Origin of the sequence: Blastococcus deserti (assembly GCF_042682525.1) — a bacterium.
Taxonomy (GTDB): Bacteria; Actinomycetota; Actinomycetes; order Mycobacteriales; family Geodermatophilaceae; genus Blastococcus_B; species Blastococcus_B deserti.
This window is the reverse complement of sequence record NZ_JBHUHP010000009.1, coordinates 36,023-58,674: the sequence shown is the minus strand read 5'-3', so window position 1 is coordinate 58,674 and position 22,652 is coordinate 36,023. Positions and strand designations below refer to the sequence as shown.

At 74.7% G+C, this 22,652-nt stretch carries 18 protein-coding genes; 7 read left to right on the top strand and 11 right to left on the bottom strand.

Features of this window, described 5'->3' with window-relative positions:
• Positions 1-17: 17 nt before the first annotated feature.
• From ACFSHS_RS08235 to ACFSHS_RS08215, 5 genes are all read left to right on the top strand, one after another.
• A complete protein-coding gene (locus ACFSHS_RS08235; RefSeq protein ID WP_376873974.1) occupies positions 18-902 on the top strand; it encodes a branched-chain amino acid ABC transporter permease in 885 nt (294 codons plus the stop codon).
• Between the two features lie 2 nt (positions 903-904).
• Positions 905-2,074, top strand: a complete 1,170-nt coding sequence (locus ACFSHS_RS08230) for a branched-chain amino acid ABC transporter permease (protein ID WP_376873972.1) — start codon at positions 905-907, stop codon at positions 2,072-2,074.
• Positions 2,075-2,160: 86 nt separating this feature from the next.
• Positions 2,161-3,522, top strand: a complete 1,362-nt coding sequence (locus ACFSHS_RS08225) for an ABC transporter substrate-binding protein (RefSeq protein WP_376873970.1) — start codon at positions 2,161-2,163, stop codon at positions 3,520-3,522.
• A gap of 231 nt (positions 3,523-3,753) precedes the next feature.
• Positions 3,754-4,749 carry a UDP-glucuronic acid decarboxylase family protein gene (locus ACFSHS_RS08220; RefSeq protein ID WP_376873968.1) on the top strand — a complete coding sequence of 332 codons (996 nt, stop codon included), beginning with the start codon at positions 3,754-3,756 and terminating at the stop codon, positions 4,747-4,749.
• A 126-nt stretch (positions 4,750-4,875) separates the two neighbouring features.
• Positions 4,876-6,513 carry a substrate-binding domain-containing protein gene (locus ACFSHS_RS08215; protein WP_376873966.1) on the top strand — a complete coding sequence of 546 codons (1,638 nt, stop codon included), beginning with the start codon at positions 4,876-4,878 and terminating at the stop codon, positions 6,511-6,513.
• Positions 6,514-6,662: 149 nt separating this feature from the next.
• Here ACFSHS_RS08215 and ACFSHS_RS08210 read toward each other — a convergent pair whose 3' ends face one another.
• From ACFSHS_RS08210 to ACFSHS_RS08165, 10 genes are all read right to left on the bottom strand, one after another.
• Positions 6,663-7,595 carry a glycosyltransferase family 9 protein gene (locus ACFSHS_RS08210; protein ID WP_376873964.1) on the bottom strand — a complete coding sequence of 311 codons (933 nt, stop codon included), beginning with the start codon at positions 7,593-7,595 and terminating at the stop codon, positions 6,663-6,665.
• Positions 7,596-7,654: 59 nt separating this feature from the next.
• The gene (gene rfaE2 / locus ACFSHS_RS08205; protein WP_376873962.1) at positions 7,655-9,040 is read right to left on the bottom strand and encodes a D-glycero-beta-D-manno-heptose 1-phosphate adenylyltransferase; all 1,386 of its coding nucleotides are present in this window, start codon (positions 9,038-9,040) and stop codon (positions 7,655-7,657) included.
• On the bottom strand, positions 9,037-9,720 hold the full coding sequence (locus ACFSHS_RS08200; protein ID WP_376873960.1) for a D-sedoheptulose-7-phosphate isomerase: 684 nt from the start codon (positions 9,718-9,720) through the stop codon (positions 9,037-9,039). Before ACFSHS_RS08200 ends, rfaE2 begins: the two co-directional genes overlap by 4 nt.
• Complete coding sequence (locus ACFSHS_RS08195; RefSeq protein ID WP_376873958.1) at positions 9,717-10,925, bottom strand: glycosyltransferase; 1,209 nt, start codon at positions 10,923-10,925, stop codon at positions 9,717-9,719. The genes ACFSHS_RS08200 and ACFSHS_RS08195 overlap by 4 nt, the downstream gene beginning before the upstream one ends.
• A gap of 55 nt (positions 10,926-10,980) precedes the next feature.
• Positions 10,981-11,961, bottom strand: a complete 981-nt coding sequence (locus ACFSHS_RS08190; RefSeq protein ID WP_376873956.1) for a glycosyltransferase — start codon at positions 11,959-11,961, stop codon at positions 10,981-10,983.
• A complete protein-coding gene (locus ACFSHS_RS08185; RefSeq protein WP_376873954.1) occupies positions 11,958-12,971 on the bottom strand; it encodes a glycosyltransferase family 9 protein in 1,014 nt (337 codons plus the stop codon). Before ACFSHS_RS08185 ends, ACFSHS_RS08190 begins: the two co-directional genes overlap by 4 nt.
• Positions 12,968-14,467 carry an HAD-IIIA family hydrolase gene (locus ACFSHS_RS08180; RefSeq protein ID WP_376873952.1) on the bottom strand — a complete coding sequence of 500 codons (1,500 nt, stop codon included), beginning with the start codon at positions 14,465-14,467 and terminating at the stop codon, positions 12,968-12,970. Before ACFSHS_RS08180 ends, ACFSHS_RS08185 begins: the two co-directional genes overlap by 4 nt.
• Positions 14,468-14,558: 91 nt before the next feature.
• A complete protein-coding gene (locus ACFSHS_RS08175; RefSeq protein ID WP_376873950.1) occupies positions 14,559-15,059 on the bottom strand; it encodes a MarR family winged helix-turn-helix transcriptional regulator in 501 nt (166 codons plus the stop codon).
• A 25-nt stretch (positions 15,060-15,084) separates the two neighbouring features.
• Positions 15,085-16,077, bottom strand: a complete 993-nt coding sequence (locus ACFSHS_RS08170) for a hypothetical protein (protein ID WP_376873948.1) — start codon at positions 16,075-16,077, stop codon at positions 15,085-15,087.
• 158 nt (positions 16,078-16,235) lie between these two features.
• Entirely contained in the window at positions 16,236-17,525 is a 1,290-nt protein-coding gene (locus ACFSHS_RS08165; protein ID WP_376873946.1) for an Nramp family divalent metal transporter, read from the bottom strand.
• A 90-nt stretch (positions 17,526-17,615) separates the two neighbouring features.
• Here ACFSHS_RS08165 and ACFSHS_RS08160 point away from each other — a divergent pair, with 90 nt between their 5' ends.
• A complete protein-coding gene (locus ACFSHS_RS08160) occupies positions 17,616-18,941 on the top strand; it encodes an alpha-hydroxy-acid oxidizing protein (RefSeq protein ID WP_376873944.1) in 1,326 nt (441 codons plus the stop codon).
• A 412-nt stretch (positions 18,942-19,353) separates the two neighbouring features.
• Here ACFSHS_RS08160 and ACFSHS_RS08155 read toward each other — a convergent pair whose 3' ends face one another.
• Positions 19,354-20,718: an aminotransferase class V-fold PLP-dependent enzyme gene (locus tag ACFSHS_RS08155; protein WP_376873942.1), complete on the bottom strand. Its 1,365-nt coding sequence runs from the start codon at positions 20,716-20,718 to the stop codon at positions 19,354-19,356.
• A 130-nt stretch (positions 20,719-20,848) separates the two neighbouring features.
• Between ACFSHS_RS08155 and ACFSHS_RS08150 the strand changes: the two genes are divergently transcribed.
• Complete coding sequence (locus ACFSHS_RS08150) at positions 20,849-22,627, top strand: putative bifunctional diguanylate cyclase/phosphodiesterase (protein ID WP_376873940.1); 1,779 nt, start codon at positions 20,849-20,851, stop codon at positions 22,625-22,627.
• The last annotated feature ends 25 nt before the right edge of the window (positions 22,628-22,652 follow it).

Below are 22,652 nucleotides of genomic sequence, written 5' to 3'. Positions count from 1 at the left end.
TCCAGGAGGCACACTTCGTGCAGCAGTTCGTGAACATCACCCTGTCAGGGTTGGTGGAGGGCATGATCTACGCCGCCTTCGCCCTGGCCCTGGTGCTGATCTGGCGGTCCACCCGGATCGTGAACTTCGCCCAGGGCGCGATGGCCGCGGCCACGGCGTTCATCGCCCTGTCCCTGATCGACAACGGCCAGTCCTACTGGGTGGCCCTGGTCGTCGCCCTGATCAGCGGCTTCGTGCTCGGCGCGGTCGTGGAGCGGGTCATCGTCCGGCCGGTCGAGGGCGGGCCCGAGCTCAACGCGGTCATCGTGACCCTGGGTCTGTTCGTCGCGATCCAGGCGCTGATCGCGATCGTCTTCGGCTCGGCGTTCCAGTCGTTCCCGACGCCGTTCGGCGTCCGCGGCTTCGAGGTCGGGGGCACGACGATCGCGCTCACGCCCACGAGCCTCTACATCATCGGCTCGGTGCTGATCACGATGGCGCTGCTCGTCGCGCTCTTCCGCTTCACCCGGGTGGGCCTGGCGATGCGCGCCTCGGCCTTCGGCCAGGAGGTCGCCCGGCTGCTCGGCGTCCGGGTGGGCCGGATGCTGACCCTCGGCTGGGCCCTGGCGGCCGTCGTCGGGTCGCTGTCGGGGCTGCTCATCGCCGGTGGTGAGTTCGTCTACCCGGCGTACATGGACAGCCTGATCGTGTTCGGGTTCGTCGCCGCGGTGCTCGGCGGGCTGGACTCCCCGGTCGGCGCCATCGTCGGCGGGCTGCTGCTGGGCCTCGCGCTCAGCTACGTGAGCGGCTACCTCCCGCGGGGCAGCGCGCTGGTCAACGTCGCCGCCCTCGTCATCCTCATGGTCGTCCTCCTGGTCCGGCCGGGCGGCCTGTTCAGCAGCAGCGTGGCCCGGAGGGCATGACGATGAGCGAGCCGCAGACCTCCACGCCCGCCGCCGGCGCGGCCACCGAAGAGGCGCCCGTCCAGGCCACCGCGGCCGCCGACGCCCCGTCGGCGCAGGCCGTGGGCGGACGGTCGTTCCTGCCGAAGTCGACGCTGCTGCGCCACCTGGTGCTCGTGCTCCTCGCCGTCGTCGGCGCCGTGGTGCTGCTCGAGATCACCGACCCGTTCACGAATTCGCAGCTGGCCCAGCTGAGCTACTACGCGATCGCCGCCGGCGGCCTCACGGTCCTCACCGGACTCAACGGCCAGATCTCCCTCGGCCACGGTGCACTGATGGCGGTCGGCGCGTACACGACGGCCCTGTTCCTCCAGGCCGACGACCCGCCGCCGCTCGCGGTGATCCTGCTCGTCTCGGTGCTGACGGCGACCGTCGTCGGCGCCGTGGTCGGCGTCGCCGCGGCCCGCCTGCACGGGCCCTACCTGGCCGGCGCGACCCTGGCACTGGCCGTGGGCCTCCCCGGGCTGGCGATCTACTACCACGACACCCTCGGTGGCGAGCAGGGCCTGCGCGTGCGGGCCCCGCAGCCGCCGGACGTGTTCAAGGACTTCATCGACTGGGTGTCGGGCAATCCCGCGACCGGCACCAAGTGGCTGGCCTACGTCGGCGCGATCTGCCTGATCATCACCTACTTCCTGCTGGCCAACCTGGTGCGCAGCCGGATCGGCCGCACCTGGCGGGCGGTCCGCGACCAGGACGTCGCCGCCGAGCTGGCCGGCATCAACCTGGGCGCCTGGCGGGTCCTGGCCTTCACCGTGAGCGCGGCCGCCGCGGGGCTCGCCGGAGGGGTGCTGGCGCTCGTCATCCGGCTCGCGGCGCCCAGCGGCTTCACCCTGGTGCTCTCGCTGGCGCTGCTCACCGCGATCGTCCTCGGCGGGCTGGGCAGCCTCCTGGGCGCGCTCCTCGGCTCGGCGCTGCTGGTCTTCCTGCCGCCGTTCGTCACCGACCTGGGCGTCGACCTCGGGCTGAACAACACCGAGGCGGCCCAGCTGGCGCCCTTCGTCTACGGCGTCGTCCTGATCGTGGCGATGATCTTCGCTCCGGCGGGCTTCGTCGGCACCATCCGCCTGCGCTGGCTGACCTACCGGGCCAAACAGCGTGCGGCGGCCGCCCGCGCCGCCAGCGGGGGGTGAGGACCCGACCGATCCGGCGAGTCCCACTCCCCCGCCCTCATCAGACTCCCGGGCACCGAAGCCCGGGCCGCACCAGAGGAGAACTGTTGTCCAGATCCTCCCGACGTCTCGTGTCCTTCCTGGCCGCAGCCACCGTCGTCTCCACCGTCGCCGCCTGTGGTGGCGGCGGCAACGATGACGACGGTGGCGGCGGTGGTGGTGGCGGCGCCGGCGCCAACGAGGCCTCCGACATCGGTGTCACCGAGGACACCATCACGCTCGGCGCCCACTACCCCCTGACCGGCGTGGCCGCGCCCGGCTACAGCGAGATCCCGACCGGCGTCCAGGCGTACTTCGACTACGTCAACAAGAACGGTGGGGTCTACGACCGGCAGATCGAGTACATCTACCGCGACGACGCCTACAACCCGACCAACACCACGCAGGTCGTCAACCAGCTGGTTCTGGAGGACGAGGTCTTCGCCATCGTCGGCGGCCTGGGCACCCCCACGCACAGCGCCGTCCTGGACTTCCTGAACAGCGAGGGCGTGCCCGACCTGTTCGTGTCCTCCGGCTCGCTGCTGTGGGGTGAGGACCCGGAGACCAACCCCTACACCTTCGGCTGGCAGACCGACTACCAGAGCGAGGGGAAGATCATCGGCGAGTACATCGCCGAGGAGTTCCCGGACGCCAAGGTCGGTCTCTTCCTGCAGGACGACGACTTCGGTGAGGACGGCGAGTCCGGCATCCGCCAGTACCTCGACGACCAGATCGTCGCGGCGGTGCGCTACACGCCGGGCAACACCAACGTCGCCCCGCAGATCTCCGAGCTGCAGGCCGCCGGGGCCGACTTCGTCGTCGGCTTCAACGTGCCCAGCTACACCGCCCTGTCGCAGCTGACCGCCCTGCAGCTGGGCTACCAGCCCGAGCAGTGGTTCTACTCGAACGTGGGTTCGGACCCGACGCTGGTCGGCTCGCTGCTGGCCCGCTTCTCGCAGGGTGCGGTCAGCGACGCCAGCCTGCTCGACGGCGCACTGACCACCGGCTACCTGCCGACGGTGGACCAGACGGACAACCCGTGGATCCAGCTGTTCCAGCGGATCTGGGACGAGTCCGGCCAGGAAGGTGAGCTGACCAACTACCGGGTCTACGGCATGGCCCAGGCGTACACCACGGTCCAGGCCTTGCAGGCCGCCGGCCAGAACCCGACCCGCGACGGCATCGTGGAGGCCATCGAGGCCGTCGGTGCCGAGTGGGAGGGCCCGGTGTTCGCGCCGTACCGCTACTCCGAGGACAGCCACATGGGCACCAGCGGCATGTCCATCGAGCGCATCGTCGGCAACGGCTCCGAGGAGGTCCAGCCGGTCCGGGTGACCGACATCGGCGACGCCGAGATCGAGGAGTTCGACGGCGAGGCGGCCACGCCGCCCGACAACGGCATCCCGGACGAGGAGCCGTACGACGGGTGAACGAGGGCCCCGTCCTCCTCACCCCTCGTAGGTCCGGGGTGAGCCTCTGGACGGGGCGGTCCGGCGGGCCGCCGGTCTCCTTCGGGAGGCCGGCGGCCCGTCGCCTTTCCGCATCCGGGCTGCCGATTCCGCTGGCACGACCGATGATCAACTCGTACGGCCGGCGACGTGTGCGCCCCCGGGGCCCGGGTAGGGCCGCAGCGGAAGTGGCGCGCGGAGGAGGAGCGGACGATGACGCAGGGAACCCGACCGGTGCGCGAGGTCCGCACGATCCGGCGGGCGGTGGTGACCGGCGGCGCGGGCTTCCTGGGCTCCCACCTCTGCGAACAACTGCTCGAGCGCGACGTCGAGGTCGTGTGCCTGGACAACTTCCTCACCGGCTCCCCGGAGAACGTGCTCCACCTGATGGACCACCCGGGTTTCCGGCTCCTGCGCTGCGACGTGACCGACTACGTGCACGTCCCCGGACCCGTCGACCTGGTGCTCCACTTCGCCTCTCCCGCCAGCCCGCTCGACTACCTGAAGATGCCGATCGAGACACTCAAGGTCGGCAGCCTCGGAACCCTGCACACGCTGGGACTCGCCCACGACAAGGGCGCCCGCTACGTCCTCGCGTCCACCTCCGAGGTGTACGGCGACCCCCTCGTGCACCCGCAGCACGAGGAGTACTGGGGCAACGTCAACCCGGTCGGTCCGCGGGGCGTCTACGACGAGGCCAAGCGCTTCAGCGAGGCCCTGACCACGGCCTACCGGACGTCGAAGGGCACCGACACCGGCATCGTGCGCATCTTCAACACCTACGGGCCCCGGATGCGCGCCGACGACGGCCGGGCCATCCCCGCGTTCGTCGGCCAGGCCCTCGACGGACGGCCCCTGACCGTCGCGGGCGACGGCTCGCAGACCCGCTCGATCTGCTACGTCGACGACACCGTCCGAGGTGTCCTCGCCATGGCGTTCTCGTCCCACGCCGGACCGGTCAACATCGGCAACCCCGACGAGCTGTCGATGCTGCGGCTCGCGCAGTGGATCGCCGAGCTCACGGGCTCGGACTCATCCGTCGAGTTCATCGACCTGCCCGTGGACGACCCGAAGGTCAGGCGCCCCGACACGACCCGGGCCGAGCAGCTCCTCGGCTGGCGGCCCACGGTGACCTCCGAGGAGGGCCTGCGCCGCACGGTCGCGTGGTTCGCCGCGCAGCGGACGGGGGCCGCCCTGCAGGCGGGGTGACCCCTGGGCTGTGACCGGGGACCGGTGACCGGCCTGTGTCCGGGACCCGCGGGCGTGGGCAACTAGGCTCGGGAGTGGCGGGCTCGGGGGGCCGCGCTGTCCTCCAGTCGACCACAGAGAGCGAGCATGGGCCGTCACGCCGATACCACCGCCCCCCGCCGTCCCGCGCTCCTCCCCCTCCTCGCCGTCGGCGTGGTCCTCCTGCTGGCGGCCGGCGGGGTGGCCTGGTGGCTGACCGCCTCGGGCGGCGGGTGCGACACCCGCCAGCAGGTGGCGGTGACCGTCGCGCCGGAGCTCGGGGAGCTGGCCGAGGAGCTGCTGGCCGCGCCGGTCGAGCTGGACGGCGGTGTCTGCGCCGTGGCGGAGGTGAGCACGCAAGAGCCACTGCAGACCGTCGGTGACCTGGCCGCCCTCGAGGCCGGCGCCCTGCCCGACGTCTGGGTGCCGGACTCCTCCCTGTGGGTGGCCCGGGCGGCGGACGCGCCCCTGGAATCCGTGGGGTCGCTGGCCTCCTCGCCGGTCGTGCTGGCCACCAGCCGCGACGTGGTGGAGTCCTTGGGCTGGGAAGAGACGGCGCCCGGATGGGGACAGGCCCTGGCGGGGGCGCAGCCGCTCGCGGTGCCCGACCTGGCCACCAGCGCCGAAGGGCTGGCCGCACTCGGCGCCGTCCGGACCGCGCTCGGCGGCGGGGCGGAGGCCGACAACGCCGTCGTCCAGGCCGTCCTGGCCGCCGAGCGCGGACCGGCGGTGTCGGTCGCGGACGCGCTGGCCGCGGGGCGCGCGGGTGGAGCGGACGCACCGCTGGTCCCGGTGAGCGAGCAGGAGGTGTACGCCGCCAACCAGGACGCGGAGGAGTCCGCCCTGGTCGCCGTGTACCCGGCCGAGGGCAGCCCGTCGCTGGACTACCCGGTCGTGCGCGTCGGCTCGGCATCCGGGGAGCGGGCCGCGGCCGTCGAGGCGACGGTGCGGGCACTCACCTCGGAGGCCGCACGGACCGCCGCCTCGGCCGCGGGCTTCCGCGGTCCCGACGGCGCAGCACCCCGCGCGACGGATGAGGGCACGGGGATCCGTGCGGAGGCCCCGGAGCCCCTGGAGCTGGACCCGGCGGAGGTGCAGGCGCTCCTCGCGCGGCTGACCAGCCTGGCCGCGCCCTCGCGCATCCTCGCGGTGTTCGACGTGTCGACGTCCATGGAGGCGCCGGTCGGCGGCGGCACCCGCGCCACCCTGGCCCGGGACGCGGCCAAGGCCACCCTGTCCCTCGTGCCGGGCGACTTCGCACTGGGCCTGTGGGTGTTCGCCTACCAGCTCGACGGCGGGCAGGACTGGGCCGAGCTCGTGCCGATCCGCGAGCTCGACGCCGACGTCGGGGGTCGCCCGCAGCGGGACCTCCTCGACGAGCAGCTCGACAGCATCCCCGACCGGCTCACCCCCGGCGGCACGGGCCTGTACGACACCACGCTGGCCGCCGTCCGCGCGGCCCGCGAGGAGTACGACCCGACCGCGGTCAACAGCGTCCTCGTGCTCACCGACGGCACCAACGAGGACGACGGCACCGGCATCGGCCTCGACGAGCTGCTGAGCACGCTGCGGGCCGAGGCGAACCCGGAGCGGCCGGTCAAGGTGATCGGCGTGGCGCTCGGCCCGGACGCCGACCTCGGGGCACTCCGGCAGATCGCCGAGGCCACCGCCGGTGCCGCGTACTCCGCGGTCGATCCCGCCGACCTGCAGACCGTCCTGTTCGACGCCCTCCGCCAGCGCGGATAGTCCGTCGCGGACGCTCTGCCTCTGCCCACTCGTGTGGGCAGAGGCAGAGCTTCCGGGGAACGGGTGCCCCTGAGCCCCCGGAGGGGGCTCCCGGAACGAAGGAGCGCCGGGGGAGCACCCCGGCGAGCCAAGGTCAGGGACGAGGGAGGTCAGACGCGCTCGAGCAGGGCGTCCAGGGCGACGACGACCTCCTCGACGGTCACCAGTGCCAGGGCCGGATCGAGCTCGGTCCCCCACGGGTCGCCCGTGCCGTCCCCGTGCCAGAGAACGACGTGCAGCCGCCCGCCCCGCTCGTGCCGGATCGGTGGTCCCCACAGCGCGGGCGACACCGGCCCGAAGAGCACGATCGAGGGGCGGCGGTAGGCGGTCGCGAGATGGGCCACGCCGGTGTCCCCGCTGACCACCACCCGCGCGGCGGCCACCACGGCGGCCAGCTCGAGCGACGACGTCCGGCCGGCGAGGACGGCCTCCTCCCCCAGCCCGGCCAGCTCCGCCACCGAGCACGCCAGCGCCACCTCGGCCGGGCCGCCGGTGATCCGCACGTCGTGCCCCTGGGCCGCGAGGTGCCGGGCGACGGCGGCGAACCGCTCCGGCGGCCAGCGGCGACCCGGATACGCCGCGCCCGGGTGCACCACCGCCGCGCCGGAGACGGGCGGAGTGACGGCCGGGACGGCCAGGTCGAGGGCGTCGGGGTCGGCCTCGACGCCCAGCCCCTCGGACACCAGGCGGCACCAGCGCCGCACCTCGTGCTCGTCGGGGTACCAGGTGGGCCCCGGATAGCCCGGGCTGTCGAAGGTCAGCAACCGGTCGGGCTGCAGCTCGGCGACGATCACGTGGGAGGCCGGCCCCTTGCCGTGCAGGTCGACGGCCAGCTCCGGCGGCGGGCCCGGCCAGTCCAGCGGCTCCAGCTCACGCGCGGGGAGCACCTCGTCGACGGCATCGATCAGCCGGGCCAGTGGTTCCAGGGCGGCCGTCGTCGCCAGCACCAGCCGGTGGCGCGGAACCGCGGCCCGCACGGCCCGGATCGCCGGGACCCCGGTCAGCAGGTCACCGAGCCCCAGCGGCCGCAGCACCACCGCCACAGGCCGCCTCGCAGGGGCCCGCCGCGAGCTCGCGAGTGGCGGGGGGCGAGGTGGTCCTTTCACACGCGGGAGCGCTCGACCAGCGCCGTCGTCGAGTGGCCGTCGAGGTAGGGCAGGACCACCGCCTGCCCGCCCCAGGTCCGGAGCACCGCGGCCTCCGGGAGGTCGGCCCCGGCGTAGTCGCCGCCCTTGGCCCACACGTCGGGCCGGAGCCGGTCGAGCACCTCCGCCGGGGTGTCCTCGTCGAAGACGACGACGGCGTCCACGAACTCCAGCGCCTCCAGCACCCGCGCGCGGTCGGTCGCGGTGACCAGCGGCCGGGAGGGTCCCTTGAGCCGGCGCACCGAGTCGTCGGAGTTGATGCAGACGATCAGGCAGTCCCCGAGCCCGCGCGCCGCCCGCAGGGTCGCGACGTGACCGGGGTGCAGCAGGTCGAAGCAGCCACCGGTGGCGACCACCGTGCCGCCGGCGGCACGGACCCGCGCCAACAGCGCGTCCACCGTGGTCGCACCCTCCACGGCCGGCTCGGGCCGGACGTCGGTGTCCCATGCGCTCGCGCCGCCGCGCCCGACGAACGCCGACGCGGCGGCCACCGCCGCGGTCACGGCCTCGCCCGTCACCGCCCCGTCGGCCAGTGCGAGCGCCGCGGCCGCTGCGAACGAGTCGCCGGCGCCACACGGATCGCCCCCGGCGACCGGCACGGCCGGCACGACCATCGGCGCCCCCTCGCCGTAGGACAGCAGCGCCCCGCGTGCGCCGAGGGTGACCGCGACCGCGCCCACGCCCCAGCGCCGGATCAGCGCCTCCGCGCGGGCACCCACGGCCGCGAGCCCGGAGCCGTCGGCGGGCACGTCGGTCGCCACGCGGGCGGCCTCGGCGCCGTTCGGAGTGACCAGGCGGGCGTTCGACACCGGGTCCGCGCCACGCGGGTGCGGGTCCCAGACGACCGGGCCCCGGGCCGCGGCCAGCGCCGCGCGCACGTCCGGCGCCGACGTCGTCCCCCGGCCGTAGTCGGCGACCAGCACGGCGGCGGCGTCGCGGATGGCGGCGGCCGCCTCGTCGGGCAGCGACCCGAGCTCGGCGACCGGCGCTCCGCTGTCGAGCCGGACGACGGAGTGGTCGCCCACCCGCACCCGCTGCTTGACCGCGGTGCCCCCGGTGGCGGGGATGCCCAGCAGCCGCACGCGGCCGTCGAGCAGGGCGCGCAGGCGGGCGGCGCCGTCGTCGCTGTCGACGGGCGCGACGAGCACCACCTCGCGGGACGTCGCCGCGGCCGCGATCACCGCCGCCAGCGCGGCACCGCCCGGGCGCTCCCGGGTCTCGACGTCCTCGACGACCGGCACCGGCGCATCCGGGGTCAGCCGCGACGCGGTCCCGACCAGGTCGACGTCGAGCAGCGCGTCACCGACGACCACCAGGGGTGCCCGATCGGGGCGCCGGCTCATCGCGCCGTCCCCAGCACCGGCCCGGAGGGCACCCGCGCGGGCTCGGCGAGCACGGCGGCGTCGAAGGCCGCGCACACCAGGTGCAGGGCCACCAGGTGGCACTCCTGCACGGTGGCCGTCCACGGGGAGTCGATGCAGACGGCGTCGTCGGCGGCGGCGGCCAGCGGGTTCGGCTCGGGCCCGGTCAGGGCCAGCACGGTGATGCCGCACTCCCGGGCCCGGCGTGCGGCCGCGACGGCGTTAGGACTGCGCCCGGAGGTGGACAGCAGCACGAGCACGTCCCCGGCGCGACCGTGCGCCTCGACCTGCCGGGCGAACAGCTCGTCGGCCGGGTAGTCGTTGGCGATCGCGGTGAGGCTCGAGGTCTCCGCGGTGAGGCAGATGGCGGAGAACGGCGGCCGGTCGGCCCGGTAGCGCCCGACCAGCTCGGCGGTGAGGTGCTGGGCCTGCGCGGCGCTGCCGCCGTTGCCCGCGGCCAGCAGCCGGCCGCGCGACTCCCCGCACAGGACGTCGGCCAGCAGGCCACCCCAGCGGTCCAGCGCGTCGACCTGCTCGCTGAGCGATGCGAGCGCCGCGGTGAGTGAGGCGACGTGGTCGCTGCCGGTCAGGTGCGTGCAGGTGTCCGGCGAGGGGACCCCGGCGGCCGTGTTCTCGAAGAAGGAGTGCGGCGGGATGCTCATCGGGCGACCTCCACGGGACGGCGGCTGGCGAGGACCTGTCGGTAGACGGCTTCGGTGTCGGCGACCACGCGGCTCCACCGGTAGCGGGCGCGGGCGCGGCGCACGCCCGCGGCGCCGTAGGCGGCCCGGCGCTCGTCGTCGGCGAGCAGCGCCGCGAGCGTCTCCCCCAGCCGGTCGGGGTCGCGCGGCGGAACCAGGTCACCGGTGATGCCGCCGACGACCGTGTCGACCAGACCACCCACGGCGGTGGCGACGACCGGCCGGCCGCACGCCATGGCCTCCAGCGGGGTGATGCCGAACGGCTCGTACCAGGGGACGGCGAGCACGACGTCGGCCGACCGCACCCAGGCGGGCACGTCGGCCCGGGCCACGGCGCCTGCGAACACCACCCGGTCGGCGACCCCCTCGGCCTGGGCGATCCTCCGCAGCCGGCGCACCTCCGGGTCCGCGTCGATCCCCTCGGCCGGCGGCCCGCCCACGACGACGAGCTCGGCGTCGGGGACCGCGCGCAGCGCCCGCACCGCGTCGTCCTGGCCCTTGCGCTCGACGAGGCGGCCGAGCACCAGCAGCCGGGGCCGCCCCGAGCGGGGGGCCACGGGACCCCGGGGCGTGAACACCGACGTGTCCACCCCGCACGGCACGACCGTGGCGCGGTCGCTGGGCAGACCCAGCCGGCGCAGCTCGAACACCTCGTCGGAGCAGGTGGCGACCACGTGGTCGACGTCGCGGCACAGCCCGCGCTCGAGGCCGATCCGCCCCGCCGGCGACGGGTCGGCCGCGCCCTGGTGCCGGCGCTTGACCGACCCGAGCGCGTGGAAGGTCTGCAGGACCGGAGTGGGCAGCTCCGCGGCCGCCTCGACCGCCGCCAGGCCGCTCATCCAGAAGTGGGCGTGCACGACGTCGGGCGGAGCGATCGACCACCGGTCGCGCAGGACCGCGGCGAACTCGGCCATGTACGGCAGCAGCTCGTCCTTCGGCAGCTCCCGCGGCGGTCCCGCGGGCACGTGCGCGACGTCGTAACCGTCCTGCGTTCGCACCCGCTCGGGCAGCGCGTCGTCGTCGCGCCGCGTGTGGACGGTGACCTCGTGCCCGCGCCGGGCGAGACCCGCGGCCAGGGCCGCGACGTGCACGTTCTGGCCGCCGGCGTCGACGCCGCCGATCGCGGCGAGGGGGCTGGCGTGCTCGCTGACCAGGTCGATCCTCATCGGACTCCCTCACGACGGCGGGCAGGGCGGAGGTGGCGCGAGGGGTGCTCGGTCGTCACCGGGTGACCTCCTCGAGGAGACGGTCCCAGTCGTGCAGGAACCGGCCGAGGCCGTAGCGCTCCAGGGCCGCGGCGCGGGCCGCCTTGCCGGCCAGGCGCGCGGCGTCCTGGTCGTGCAGGAGCTCGCGGACCGCCTCCCACAGCCGCTCCGGCCGGGTGGAGAGGATTCCCGCCTCCGCCGGCACGGCCTCCACGGCCTCCGTGGTGGCGAGCCCGACCACCGGCATGCCCAGGTGCATGGCCTCGAGCAGCGAGAGGCCCAGGGAGGTCCAGCGGACCGGGTGCACGTAGACCCGGCGCCGGGCGAGCTCGGCGTGCATGGCCGCCTGCGGCGGGTCGTCGTGCAGCGCGACGCGATCGGGGTCCAGGCCGTACTGCTGGTGCAGGCCGGACAGCCCCATGCCGAAGACGTCGACCGGCGCGGCCGCCGCCAGGCCGGGCAGCAGGTCGGCGCCCACCGTGCGTCCCCGGCGGACCGGCTCGTTGGTGACGACGGCGGCGCGGGCCAGCTCGCCGGTGTACCGCTCCCCCGGGTCGACGATGCCGTGCTCGATGACGGTCGTCGGGGCCCGCCCGTTGTCGTAGAAGAGCCGGTTGAAGTGGGTGACGTGGGCGATCGGGATGTCGTCGCGGTCGGCCATCGGGTGCCGGGTGTGCGGGACCGGCCCGTCGCCCGGCTCGAGGCCCGGCGCGTTGTGCTCGAGGAATACCGCGGGCAGGTCGCGGCCGGGCTCCCGGCCCAGCCACTCCCGAACCAGCTCCAGGTCCCGCCGCCGCTGGAGGACGACGACGTCCACCTGCTCCTCGCGCAGCGCCTCGGGGGTCACCTCCCGCGCCGACGCCGGCCAGTCCCAGGTGCGGGCGCGCCCGAGCCCGTCGGCGTCGCGGTCCGGCGTCACGGGCAGCAGGTAGTCGTGGCGGCCCTGCACGAACGCCGTCGTCCAGGAGCCGTGCACGTGCCAGAGCAGGACGTTCATCGGGTCACCAGCTTCTCCACCGCCGCGACCACGTCGTCGGCCGTCACCGAGGTCAGACAGGGGTGGCCGGGCACGGGGCACTCCCGCGCCCGGGTGTCGCGGCAAGCGGCGGACTGGTCGCCGAGCAGCACCGTGGGCACGCCGTAGGGCGCCCAGCGGACGGCCGGGACGACCGGCGCGAACAGCGAGACCACGGGCGTCCCGACCGCGGCGGCCAGGTGCGCGGGGCCGGTGTTGCCGACCACCACGGCGGCGGCGCCGTCGAGCAGCGCGGCCATCTCGGCGAGCGTCGTGGCCCCGCCGAGGTCGGTGCCCGCGGAACCGGCCACGGCGGCGGTGAGCGCCGTCTCCCCCGGCCCTCCCGTGACGAGGACGCGGTGGCCGGCGGCGGCCAGCGCCTCCACGGCCTCCGCGCAGCGGTCCGGCGGCCAGGCGCGCGCCGGGACCGACGCCCCCGGGTGCAGCACCACGTAGCCCGGCTCGTGTGCGATCTCCGGCAACGGCCGCCGCACGGCCAGCCGGCCCCCGTCGCCTGCGGGCAGCGCGAACCCGGCCGCGCGGGCCAGGGAGAGCGCCCGCTGGGGCTCGGGGAGGTCGTCGTCCACCCGGTGGCGGACGTCGAGCAGCGAGCCGGGATAGTCCACGCTGATCGCCGAGATGCGGGGCACCCCGGCGGCGCGCAGCAGCAGGGCGAGCGGCAGCGGCGACTGGTGGAAGGACGTCGAGATCACCGCCTCGTCCGGCGCGAGGGCGCGGACCCGCTCGGTGAGCTCCGCGAGGTCGTCGGCGCCGACGGGCGGCGGATCGCCGAGGATCCAGGGGCAGCGCCAGGTCCAGACGTCGTCCACCCCGGGGAGCAGCCGGGCGGCCTCGGCGCCGGCCGGACCGGCCAGGAACACCACCCGCTCGGCGCCCGCGGCGATCGCGCGGACCATCGGGCCCTGCAGCAGGACGTCCCCGGCGTTGTCCAGCCGGGCGACCAGCACCGTGCGGCCGCCGGCGCCGGTCACCATCTCCCCGCCAGGACGTCGTCGACCGCGGCGGTCAGGGTCTGCGCCCGGCGGGCGGCGGCCTGCACCTCGGCGCGGCGGGTCACCGGCGTCGGCACCATGATCCCAACCGCGCCGGCTGCCTCGGCGGCCTCGACGTCGGCGCCGATGTCACCGATCACCACGCACCGCGCCGGCTCGACATCGAGCTGGGCGCAGGCGGCCTTGACCATGCCGGGCGCCGGCTTGCGGCAGCTGCACCCGTCGTCGGGCCCGTGCGGGCAGACCTGGAGGGTGTCGAAGGGACCGAGCAGCTCGGCCAGCCGGTCCATGCAGGCGTCGACCTGCTCCCGGGTGATCAGCCCGCGCGCCACCCCGGACTGGTTGCTGACCACGCCGACCCGCACGCCGCGGGCCCGCAACCGGTCCAGCGCCTCCTTCGCGCCGGCCACCGGCCGCACCCAGTCGGGGTCGCCGTTGTAGGGGAAGTCGTGGACGAGGGTGCCGTCCCGGTCGAACAGCACCAGGTCGGGCAGCCCCCGCCAGCGCGCCACCCGGCGGTGGCGCACGACGCCGCGCAGCCAGTGCCAGGTGGCCACGGGCGGGATGAGTGCGCTGGTGGCGGCCATCGTGGCCACCTCGGCCCTCGTGCGGGGACCGGGCGCGATCCGGGCCCAGGCGAACTCCGCCGTGCCGGCCAGCCAGGCGGCGGCCGCGACCGCGGCGGCGCGCGGCCGGCCGCCGGCGGCGAGCCCGGCCGCGGCCAGCGCGGCGGCGGTCACCGCCGTGTGCTGCGGACGGCGGCCCAGCGGGGCATCGGCGCGGGTGCGCCAGTCGGGCCCGTGCAGCCGACGCATGAGGACGTCGTCGGCGTTGCCCGCCTGCACGCGGACACTGATCCAGCGGTCGGCCGGCCGGACCGGGTGGGTGATCCACCGTCGGCCGCGCACCAGCCGGGCGCCGGTGTCCATGACCCGCAGCGCGAGGTCGGAGTCCTCGCGGAAGGCGCGGGGGAAGCGCTCGTCGAACCCGCCGACGGCCGACAGCGCCGCCCGGCGGTAGGCGAGGTCGGCGGTGATCCAGCTGCTGGTGGCCAGCCCTGCGGTGCCGCGCTCCCAGTCGGTGGGCCGGCGGTCGGGGGGCAGCGGGACGCGCACCCGCCCCTGGCTGCCCGCGACGTCGGCGGGCAGGCGGGCGAGGTCCTCGGCCAGCCGCTGGTACCAGTCGGGATCGGGCACGACGTCGTCGTCGAGGAAGGCGATCCACTCCGTGCGGGCGGTGCGCCAGCCGAGGTTGCGGGCGCGGGCCGGGCCTCCGCCGCCGGTGCGGACGACGCGGACGGGCGGCAGTCCGGGGCGGTCGGGCCGCAGCGGGCTGCCCGCCGGGCGGTCGTCGACCAGGATCAGCTCGGCCGGGCGGGGCCCGGACGCGGTGGCCAGGGCGTCGAGGAGCACGTCGAGGGATGGTCGCCCGATGGTCGGGACGACGACAGTGCTGGTCCCGAGCCCTCCGTCCATGATCGCCTCCTGCCCGATCGCGTTCCGGCGGAAACACTACGGGCTTGAAGCTTTTCGAGGGCCGACCTCTTCTACCCCTCGGAGAGGCCGTCTAACGCCGCGATCGGGTAGCGGCCGACACCCGGGCGAGCGCGTCGGTGACCAGGGGCGCGTCGTCCCCGAGCATGCCCAGGAGGTGGGCGACGAGGTCGTCGTGCGTGACCGCCGCCTGCTCGACGCGAAGCCGGCCGGCCGGGGTGAGACGGGCGTGCAGCAGCCGACGGTCCCCCGCGGCCCGCTCGCGGAGGACCAGGCCCTCGGCGACGAGCCGGTTCACCGTGCTCGTCACGCCGGCGCGCGACAGTCCGAGCGCCTCGGCCAGATCCCCCATGCTGGCCCGCTCCCCCGGCGACTCGGCCAGGCGGCGCAGCGCCTCGAAGCCGGTCAGGGACAGGTCGTGCTGGCGGTGGAGAGCGGAGTCGACGCGACGGGTGATCCGGTCGTGGACCTGAACGATGCGCAGCCAGGTCTCCGCGGGGCGCGGGGCGACACCCGGGACGGCACCGGCGTCCCGGGGAACACCGCGAGCGAGCGCGTCCTCGGGCCGGGGCACGTCCCCATCGTCGCCGAAAGCGGGCTCAGGCGCTCCCGGTCCCGGCGTGTCGCCGGCCGGCTGCCCGCTGGGAGCCGGCGACGGAGGCCAGGCCGGCGACGGTGCCCACGAGGGCGACCGCCGCGGCGGTGAGCGGAACCAGGTCCCGCCAGCCCTCGGCGGGGGCGGGCCGGCCGGCGCCGGCCACCTGCAGCTCGACGTCGGCGACCACGGCCGAGTCGCTCCCGACCAGGTCCACCGTCGTCGTGCCCGCGCCGCTGCCGTCGGGGATGCGGATCCGCGCCTGGACCGTGCCGTCGGAGGAGGCCACGGCCGTGCCGAGGACGTTCCCGCCGTTCCGCAGCCGGATGGTGACCCGCTCACCGGGCAGGAAGCCTGCGGCCTGCACGGTCACGATCTCCCCCGCGTCCGCCCCGGACGCGAGGGGCTCGCCGGCGCCGGCTGCGGGCACCGCCGAGCCGGACGCCCACGGCTGGCCGGGCGCGGGGGCGGAGGAGGAAGCGCCCGGCGCGCCGGCCTCCGCCGAGCCGCCCGGGGAGGCAGTGGGCGACGTCGTCGTCGGCGGAGCGGGCTCCGGAGTGGTGGGCGCGGCCAGTGCGGCGCAGTCCTCCTGCGCGGGCCGGGTGAAGCTGTACTCCTCCAGCTCGTCGGTCCAGACGGCGCCGGAGCCGTCCTGCGCGGTGTACTCGAGCCGGCCGTCGATGGTCTCGCCGTACGCGACGTCGCCGCTGCGGAGGACCACCGTCTCGCCGGGCTGGAGCACCGCCTCGTCCTCGCCCGCGGGTGCGCGCGTGGTGGCGAGCCGGACCGTGTAGGGCGCGGTACCGGCGACGATCTCCACCACCAGCCCACCGGGGCGGCAGCTGGGCCCGTGGGTGACCCGCGCGTCCGGGCGGGTGGGGTCGTCGATCGCGGCGGCCGGCGCCGCCGCGGCCAGCCCGGCACCGACGAACAGGGCCACGAGACCGGTGAGCAGCCCGGCCGACAGGGCCGGGCGGGCGGGCAAGGCGGAGGTCACGGACCGTACGGCGACGGGCCACCGGGTGGTGCTGATACGTGCTCCCCCATTGCAGTTCTGCTTCGTGCCGAATCATGACGGAAGTGACACTTCGTTTCCAGCCCGTTACCGGCGCGGCGCGCGTGTCGTGCGGCGTGTCACGAGATTCCCCCGCGCGGTCACCCGCCGAGGCCGGCCAGTTCGTTCACGCAGAGGACGAGGAACAGCGCGGCGGCTGCCACGAGAAGGGCGTTGGACAGCCACCCGTTGCGCCACGGGGCAGGTGTGCGGCTGCTGTTGAGCAACCAGACCAGGGTGATCGCGAGGAAGGGCATGAAGAAGGCCCCGAGCGCGCCGTAGGCCACCACGAGCGCGAACGGCTGCCCGACGAGGACCAGCACCATCGGCGGGAAGGTCAGCCAGAGCAGGTACGCCCGGTACGGCAGGCTCCGCTGGGCCGGGCCCTCGGTGAGCTGCCCGCGCGCCTCGCGGCGGGTGCGTACGAAGTCGGTGAACAGCAGGCTCACGCCCTGCCAGACACCCAGCAGCGAGGAGAACGACGTCGCCCAGAAGCCGACGAGGAAGAGCGTGGACACGATCTGGCCGAAGCGGTCGCGGAGCATCTCGTCGAGGTCGAGCAGCCCACGGTCGCCCTCGGTCAGGGTGATGCCCGACCGGTGGAGGAGGTCGGCGCCGACGACGAGCATCGCGACCACGAAGACGCCGGTGGTGATGTAGGCGACCCGGTTGTCCAGGCGCATCACCGTCATCCACGACGCGTCGCGCCAGCCCTTGGCGTTCACCCAGTAGCCGTAGGCCGCCATCGTGATGGTGCCGCCGACCCCGCCCACCAGGCCGAGGGTGTAGATGGCCGACCCCTCGGGGAGGCGCGGCACGAGGCCGGAGAGAGTGGCCCCGAGATCGGGCACCACCAGCACGGCGAGGCCGACGACGACCACGAACATGACCCCGATGAGGATCGTCATCGCCCGCTCGAACAGCCGGTAGTTGCCGAACCACACGAACACCAGGCCGACCAGCCCGGACAGGATCGCCCACGCCTCCAGGGGCAGCCAGGGGAACAGTGCGGCCAGGGGCAGCGCGGACGACGTCATCGCGGTCGCTCCGTAGACGAAGCCCCAGATGAGCACGTAGAGCACGAAGTAGACCGACGTCCACGCGCCGAGCGAGCGCCAGCCGGTGAAGATCGTGGAACCGGTGGCCAGGTGCCAGCGCCCGGTCGCCTCGGCCAGGGCGATCTTCACGACGACGCCGACGACCACCGCCCACAGCAGCGCGTAGCCGAACCGGGAACCCGCGACGAGGGTGGCGACCAGGTCACCGGCCCCCACCCCGGTGGCCGCGACGACGATGCCGGGCCCGACGAGGCTCCACCGCCGGCCCTTCTGCTGCTCGGCCACCGGACGGGGATCGACGTCCTCCCCCAGCGGTCCGGTGGGCTGCGGCACGGCTCCTCCCAGGGATCGCGAGGCCAGTCCAGCCCAGCGGTGCTGGGCTCGCAACCGGCGGGTGAGAGGCCGGTCACTACGGTGGCCGGCGTGGAGGAAGCAGGAGCCGGCCGTCGTCGGCAGAACGAGGTGTACCGGGCCGGCGTCTACGGCCGGCTGCCCCGTGTTCCCGTCGCCGCCCGGAAGCTGCAGGACCGCGCGAAGCGGGCCCTGGACGCCCGGACCTACGCCTACGTGGCGGGCGGCGCCGGGGACGAGGTCACCCAGCGGGCCAACCGGGCGGCGTTCGACCGGTGGGCGGTCGTGCCGCGGGTGCTGCGGGACGTGAGCAGCCGCGACAGCTCCATCGAGCTGTTCGGCCGGCGGCTCCCCGCACCGCTGCTGCTCGGCCCGGTGGGAGCCCTGGAGCTGGTGCACCGGGAGGCCGACCTGGCGGTGGCCCGCGCCGCCGCGTCGACCGGCGTCCCGATGGTCTTCTCCAACCAGGCGTCGGTCCCCATGGAGGACTGCGCCGCCGCCATGGGCTCTGGTCCGGACGCTGCCCCGCGCTGGTTCCAGCTGTACTGGTCGACGTCGGACGAGCTGGTCGAGAGCCTGGTCGGACGGGCCGAGGCGGCCGGGTGCGACGCCCTGGTGGTCACCCTCGACACCACGATGCTCGGCTGGCGGCCGCGCGACCTCGACCTGGGCCACCTGCCGTTCGCGCTGGGCAAGGGCATCGCGCAGTACACCTCCGACCCGGTGTTCCGGCGGCTGGTCGAGGAGCGGGTGGTGGCCGCGGGAGCCCCGGCGCCCGCCGAGCCGGCCGCGTCGGCGAAGCGCGACCGGCAGCCCCGGCCGACGCCCGCCGCGGTGCGGGCCCTGGTCGGGATGGCCCGTGCGTGGCCGGGCTCGCTGCGGGAGAACCTGCGGTCCCCGCTCCCCCGGGCCGCGGTGGAGACGTTCCTCGGCATCTACTCCCGCCCCTCGATCACCTGGGCCGACCTCGCCTGGCTGCGGTCGCGGACCCGGCTGCCGATCCTGCTCAAGGGTGTGCTGCACCCCGACGACGCCCGCCGCGCCCTGGACGAGGGAGTGGACGGCGTGGTCGTCAGCACGCACGGCGGCCGCCAGGTCGACCGCTCGATCCCCGCCCTCGACGCCCTGCCCGAGGTCGTCGGCGCGGTCGCCGGGCGCGCCCCGGTGCTGCTGGACAGCGGCATCCGCAGCGGGGCCGACGTCTTCATCGCCGTCGCGCTCGGCGCCAGCGCGGTCCTGCTCGGCCGGCCGTTCGCGTGGGGTCTGGCGCTGGCCGGCGAGGAGGGCGTGCGGCAGGTGATCTCCGACGTCCTCGCGGAGTTCGACCTGACCCTGGGGCTGACCGGGCACACCGCCGTCGACCAGCTGTCCCCCGACGTGCTCCGCCGCGTCGGCTGACCTGGGTCCTGCCGCGATCATGGCGCCCTGACCACCGTCGGAGCGGCCGGAGTGGCAGGCCGCCATGATCGCCGGGGTCGTCCGTGGAACACGCCGGATACGACACTCCGACGTCGTCTTGACGGATGGTGTGACCCGGCTCACAGTGGTTCTCGGGCGGGAGAGCCGGCAATCGAGTGGCTGTCCACTGCTGGACAGACCGACCAACGCGGCCAGACCGTCAGGCCCGGCCTCCCGCCCCCACATCCTCCGCCCGGCGGTCCGTTCGCGCGCCCGCGACGACGGCGGCTCCGTCCCGGCAGGACCCGCGCGCCGTCGTCCGACGCCGCAACCGTCGCTCCGGCGCCGGACGCACCACGACCCCCGTCCGGCGTCCGGACGGGGGTCGTGCGGTCCTGCCGCCCCGCAGCCGTCAGGCGACGGGCGAGCTGACGAGCGACCGGCTGCGCGGCACGTAGTCACCCCGGCCGTCGAGCACGTAGCGCTCGGCACCCTCGGGCGTGGCCGCGATCTCCCGCAGGGCCTGGCCCAGCAGTGGGATGTCGGTGAGGTAGGTCTGCCGGTTGGCACTGACCCGGACCGCGCCGGGGAGCCGGTGCCTGCGACCGGCGCGCACGTCGGCGTGGAACTGGTCGACCTCCGCCTCGGAGAGGCCGAGCAGGCGGCCCATGTAGGGGTGTGCGCAGAAGCAGCCGCTGCGGGTACCGATCGCGTACTCGTTGGCCAGCCGGGCGGCCAGCAGGCCGTGCGGCACACCCTCGAGGTTGAAGGCCGCGACGGGCAGCCGGTCACCCGTCACCGGACCGAGGCGGTGCAGCCCGGGGACGGAGGCCAGCTCGGAGTCCAGGCCGCGGACCAGGTGCTCCTCGTGGGCCAGGACCGAGGACCAGCCGTCGCTGCGGAGTTCGTCGGCCGAGGCGGTCAGCGCGACGACCCCGAGGACGTTGGGGGAGCCGGCGTCCTCACGGTCGGGGCCATCGGCCCAGACGACGTCGTCGAACGACACCGCCTGCACCGCCCCGCCACCCACGAGGAACGGCTCACCGGTGGCGAACAGGTGGCGCGGGGCCACCAGGGCGCCGGCGCCGAACGGCGCGTACATCTTGTGACCCGAGAAGGCGATGACGTCGACGTTGAGCGCGGTGATGTCCACCGGGCGGTGCGGCACCAGCTGCGCTCCGTCGACCACGACGAGGACGCCGCGCTGGCGTGCCGCGGCACCGATGGCGCGCAGGTCGGGAAGCCAGCCGGTGACGTTCGAGCCACCGGAGACGGCCAGCACCTTCGGTCGGGGGTACTCGTCGAGAGCCGCCTCGACGGCGGCGACGTCGAACGTCCCACGCTCGTCGACCTGCACGGTCCGCAGCCGCGCGTGCCGTGCCCAGGGCAGCAGGTTGGCGTGGTGCTCCACCGCCGTGGTCGCGACGACGTCGCCCTTGGTGAGGCGCAGCCGGTAGGCCAGCAGGTTGAGCGCCTCGGTGGTGTTGCGGGGGAACAGCGCCAGGTGCGTGGCCGGATCGGCGCCGACGAAGCGCACCATGATGTCGCGCGCCTCCTCGTACCGGGCGCTGGTGATCTGCGACCGGATGCCGGCGCCGCGGTGGACGCTCGCGTACCAGGGGAGGAACTCCTGCACCGCCTCGGCGACGGCGACGGAGGCAGAGCTGGTGGCGGCGGTGTCGAGGTCGACGTACTGCCGCGGGCCGCCGTCGAGGACGGACACCCAGAGGTCGTCGCCGACGAACTGGCCGGCCGTGAACGCCGGGGTCATCTCCATGCCAGCCTCATCGAACGGAATCCACCGAAACTTGAGCGACCGCCTCCGGGGCTGCGGCTTTCACACCCAGGGGGGAGGGACGGACGTGTAGTCGTTCAAGTCATCGCCGGGGCGTCCCGATGGGGACGGCATGACGACGCCCGTGTCCGCCGCCGAGAGCCGGCGCCACCCCCGCCGTGCGTTCCGGCTGACCTCACGGGTCTTCTGGGACATGGCCATCTACATGGTCGGCCTCGGCCTGGTGGTGGGACTGATCTTCCCGCCGTTCGCCATCCTGCTCGGGGTGCCCGAGTCGATCGCGGAGCGGCCGATCTTCCGCTCCGCCTGTCTGGTGGCCGGCTTCCTCGTCGGCGCGATGAACTACGCCCTGTGCAAGGGCGTCGTCGGGGGCCGGATGGAGGTGCTCGGCGGCCACCTGCGGTCGGCCACGAGCTCCATCACCTCCGCGACGCGTACCGGCGACTGGTCCGAGGCGGTGTTCGAACGGATCACCGTCGACTCGAACGACCAGATCGGGGAGGCCGGCCGGGCCTTCAACAGCCTGCTGGGCGCCGTGGAGGGACGCAAGGACCTCGAGAACCGGCTGCGCTACCAGGCGTTCCACGACCAGCTCACCGGACTGCCGAACCGGGCCTTCATGATGGACAAGCTCGTCGAGGCCGAGCAGCTCCGCGAGGCCGGGACGCCGTCGGCCGTGCTCTTCCTCGACGTGGACAACCTGAAGGCCGTCAACGACAGCCTCGGGCACGACGGCGGCGACACGCTCATCAAGCTGCTGAGCGAGCGCATGGTCGGCAGCGTCCGGGACACCGACACGGTGGCCCGGCTGTCCGGCGACGAGTTCGCGATCCTGCTCATCGGTCCGGGCAGCGAGCACCAGGCGGAGCGCGTGGCCCACCGCCTCATCGACTCCCTGCGCGCGCCCACGCGGATCGGCGAGCACCTCGTGCGCACCGGCTTCAGCATCGGGCTGGCCACCTCCGGCACCTGCGCGGCCAGCGGCATCGGCATGCTGCGCGCCGCCGACATGGCGATGTACGCGGCCAAGTCCGGCGGCAAGGGAAGGCTCGAGGTCTTCCAGCCCAGCCACCACACGGCACACGTGCAGCGCGACGCCGTCCGCGGTGAGCTCGCCGGCGCCCTCGACGCCGAGCAGCTGGAGCTGCACTACCAGCCCATCGTCGACGTGTCCACGAAGCACATCGTCGGCTTCGAGGCCCTCCTGCGGTGGCGGCACCCCGAGCGCGGCCTGGTGTCCCCGCTCGAGTTCATCCCCCTGGCCGAGGAGACCGGACTGATCGTGCCCATCGGCCGCTGGGTGCTCCAGGAGGCCACCCGCCAGGCCGCCGCGTGGCAGAACCGGTCCCCGCTGGGCCGGTTGCGCATGAGCGTGAACGTCTCGGTGCGGCAGTTCCAGCACCCCGACCTGGTCGGGGACGTGGCGGAGGCGCTGCACCGGTCGGGCCTGGACGCGTCCCTCCTCACGATCGAGATCACCGAGTCGCTCTTCGCGCAGGACACCGAGGAGACGATCCGCAAGATCGGGCTGCTCAAGGACCTGGGTGTCCGCCTCGCCCTCGACGACTTCGGGACCGGCTACTCGTCCCTCAGCTACCTGCGGCGGTTCCCGATCGACACGCTGAAGATCGACAAGTCCTTCATCGACGGCGTCACGACCAGTCCCGAGGGGCACGCCGTGGTGGCGGCCATCACCCAGCTCGGTCAGACCCTGCGCCTCGAGGTCGTGGCCGAGGGGCTGGAGACCGCGGACCAGGTGGAGGCGCTGCGCAGCCTCGACTGCCCGTTGGGTCAGGGCTACCACTTCTCCCGTCCGCTGGCCGCGGGGGATGCGGTGAAGCTGCTGCTGACCGGGCAGAAGCCGGCGCCCACCATGCTCGTCCCCGCCTGATCGGCCCGGCCCGCCGGGCGGGCCG

What these genes read in the sequence shown, in the direction of transcription:
- ACFSHS_RS08150 (WP_376873940.1), top strand. Translation starts at nt 20,849, where the DNA reads ATGACGACGCCCGTGTCCGCCGCCGAGAGCCGGCGCCACCCCCGCCGT.
- ACFSHS_RS08155 (WP_376873942.1), bottom strand. Translation starts at nt 20,718, where the DNA reads ATGGAGATGACCCCGGCGTTCACGGCCGGCCAGTTCGTCGGCGACGAC.
- ACFSHS_RS08200 (WP_376873960.1), bottom strand. Translation starts at nt 9,720, where the DNA reads ATGAGCATCCCGCCGCACTCCTTCTTCGAGAACACGGCCGCCGGGGTC.
- ACFSHS_RS08215 (WP_376873966.1), top strand. Translation starts at nt 4,876, where the DNA reads ATGGGCCGTCACGCCGATACCACCGCCCCCCGCCGTCCCGCGCTCCTC.
- rfaE2 (WP_376873962.1), bottom strand. Translation starts at nt 9,040, where the DNA reads ATGAGCCGGCGCCCCGATCGGGCACCCCTGGTGGTCGTCGGTGACGCG.
- ACFSHS_RS08230 (WP_376873972.1), top strand. Translation starts at nt 905, where the DNA reads ATGAGCGAGCCGCAGACCTCCACGCCCGCCGCCGGCGCGGCCACCGAA.
- ACFSHS_RS08180 (WP_376873952.1), bottom strand. Translation starts at nt 14,467, where the DNA reads ATGGACGGAGGGCTCGGGACCAGCACTGTCGTCGTCCCGACCATCGGG.
- ACFSHS_RS08190 (WP_376873956.1), bottom strand. Translation starts at nt 11,961, where the DNA reads ATGAACGTCCTGCTCTGGCACGTGCACGGCTCCTGGACGACGGCGTTC.
- ACFSHS_RS08195 (WP_376873958.1), bottom strand. Translation starts at nt 10,925, where the DNA reads ATGAGGATCGACCTGGTCAGCGAGCACGCCAGCCCCCTCGCCGCGATC.
- ACFSHS_RS08220 (WP_376873968.1), top strand. Translation starts at nt 3,754, where the DNA reads ATGACGCAGGGAACCCGACCGGTGCGCGAGGTCCGCACGATCCGGCGG.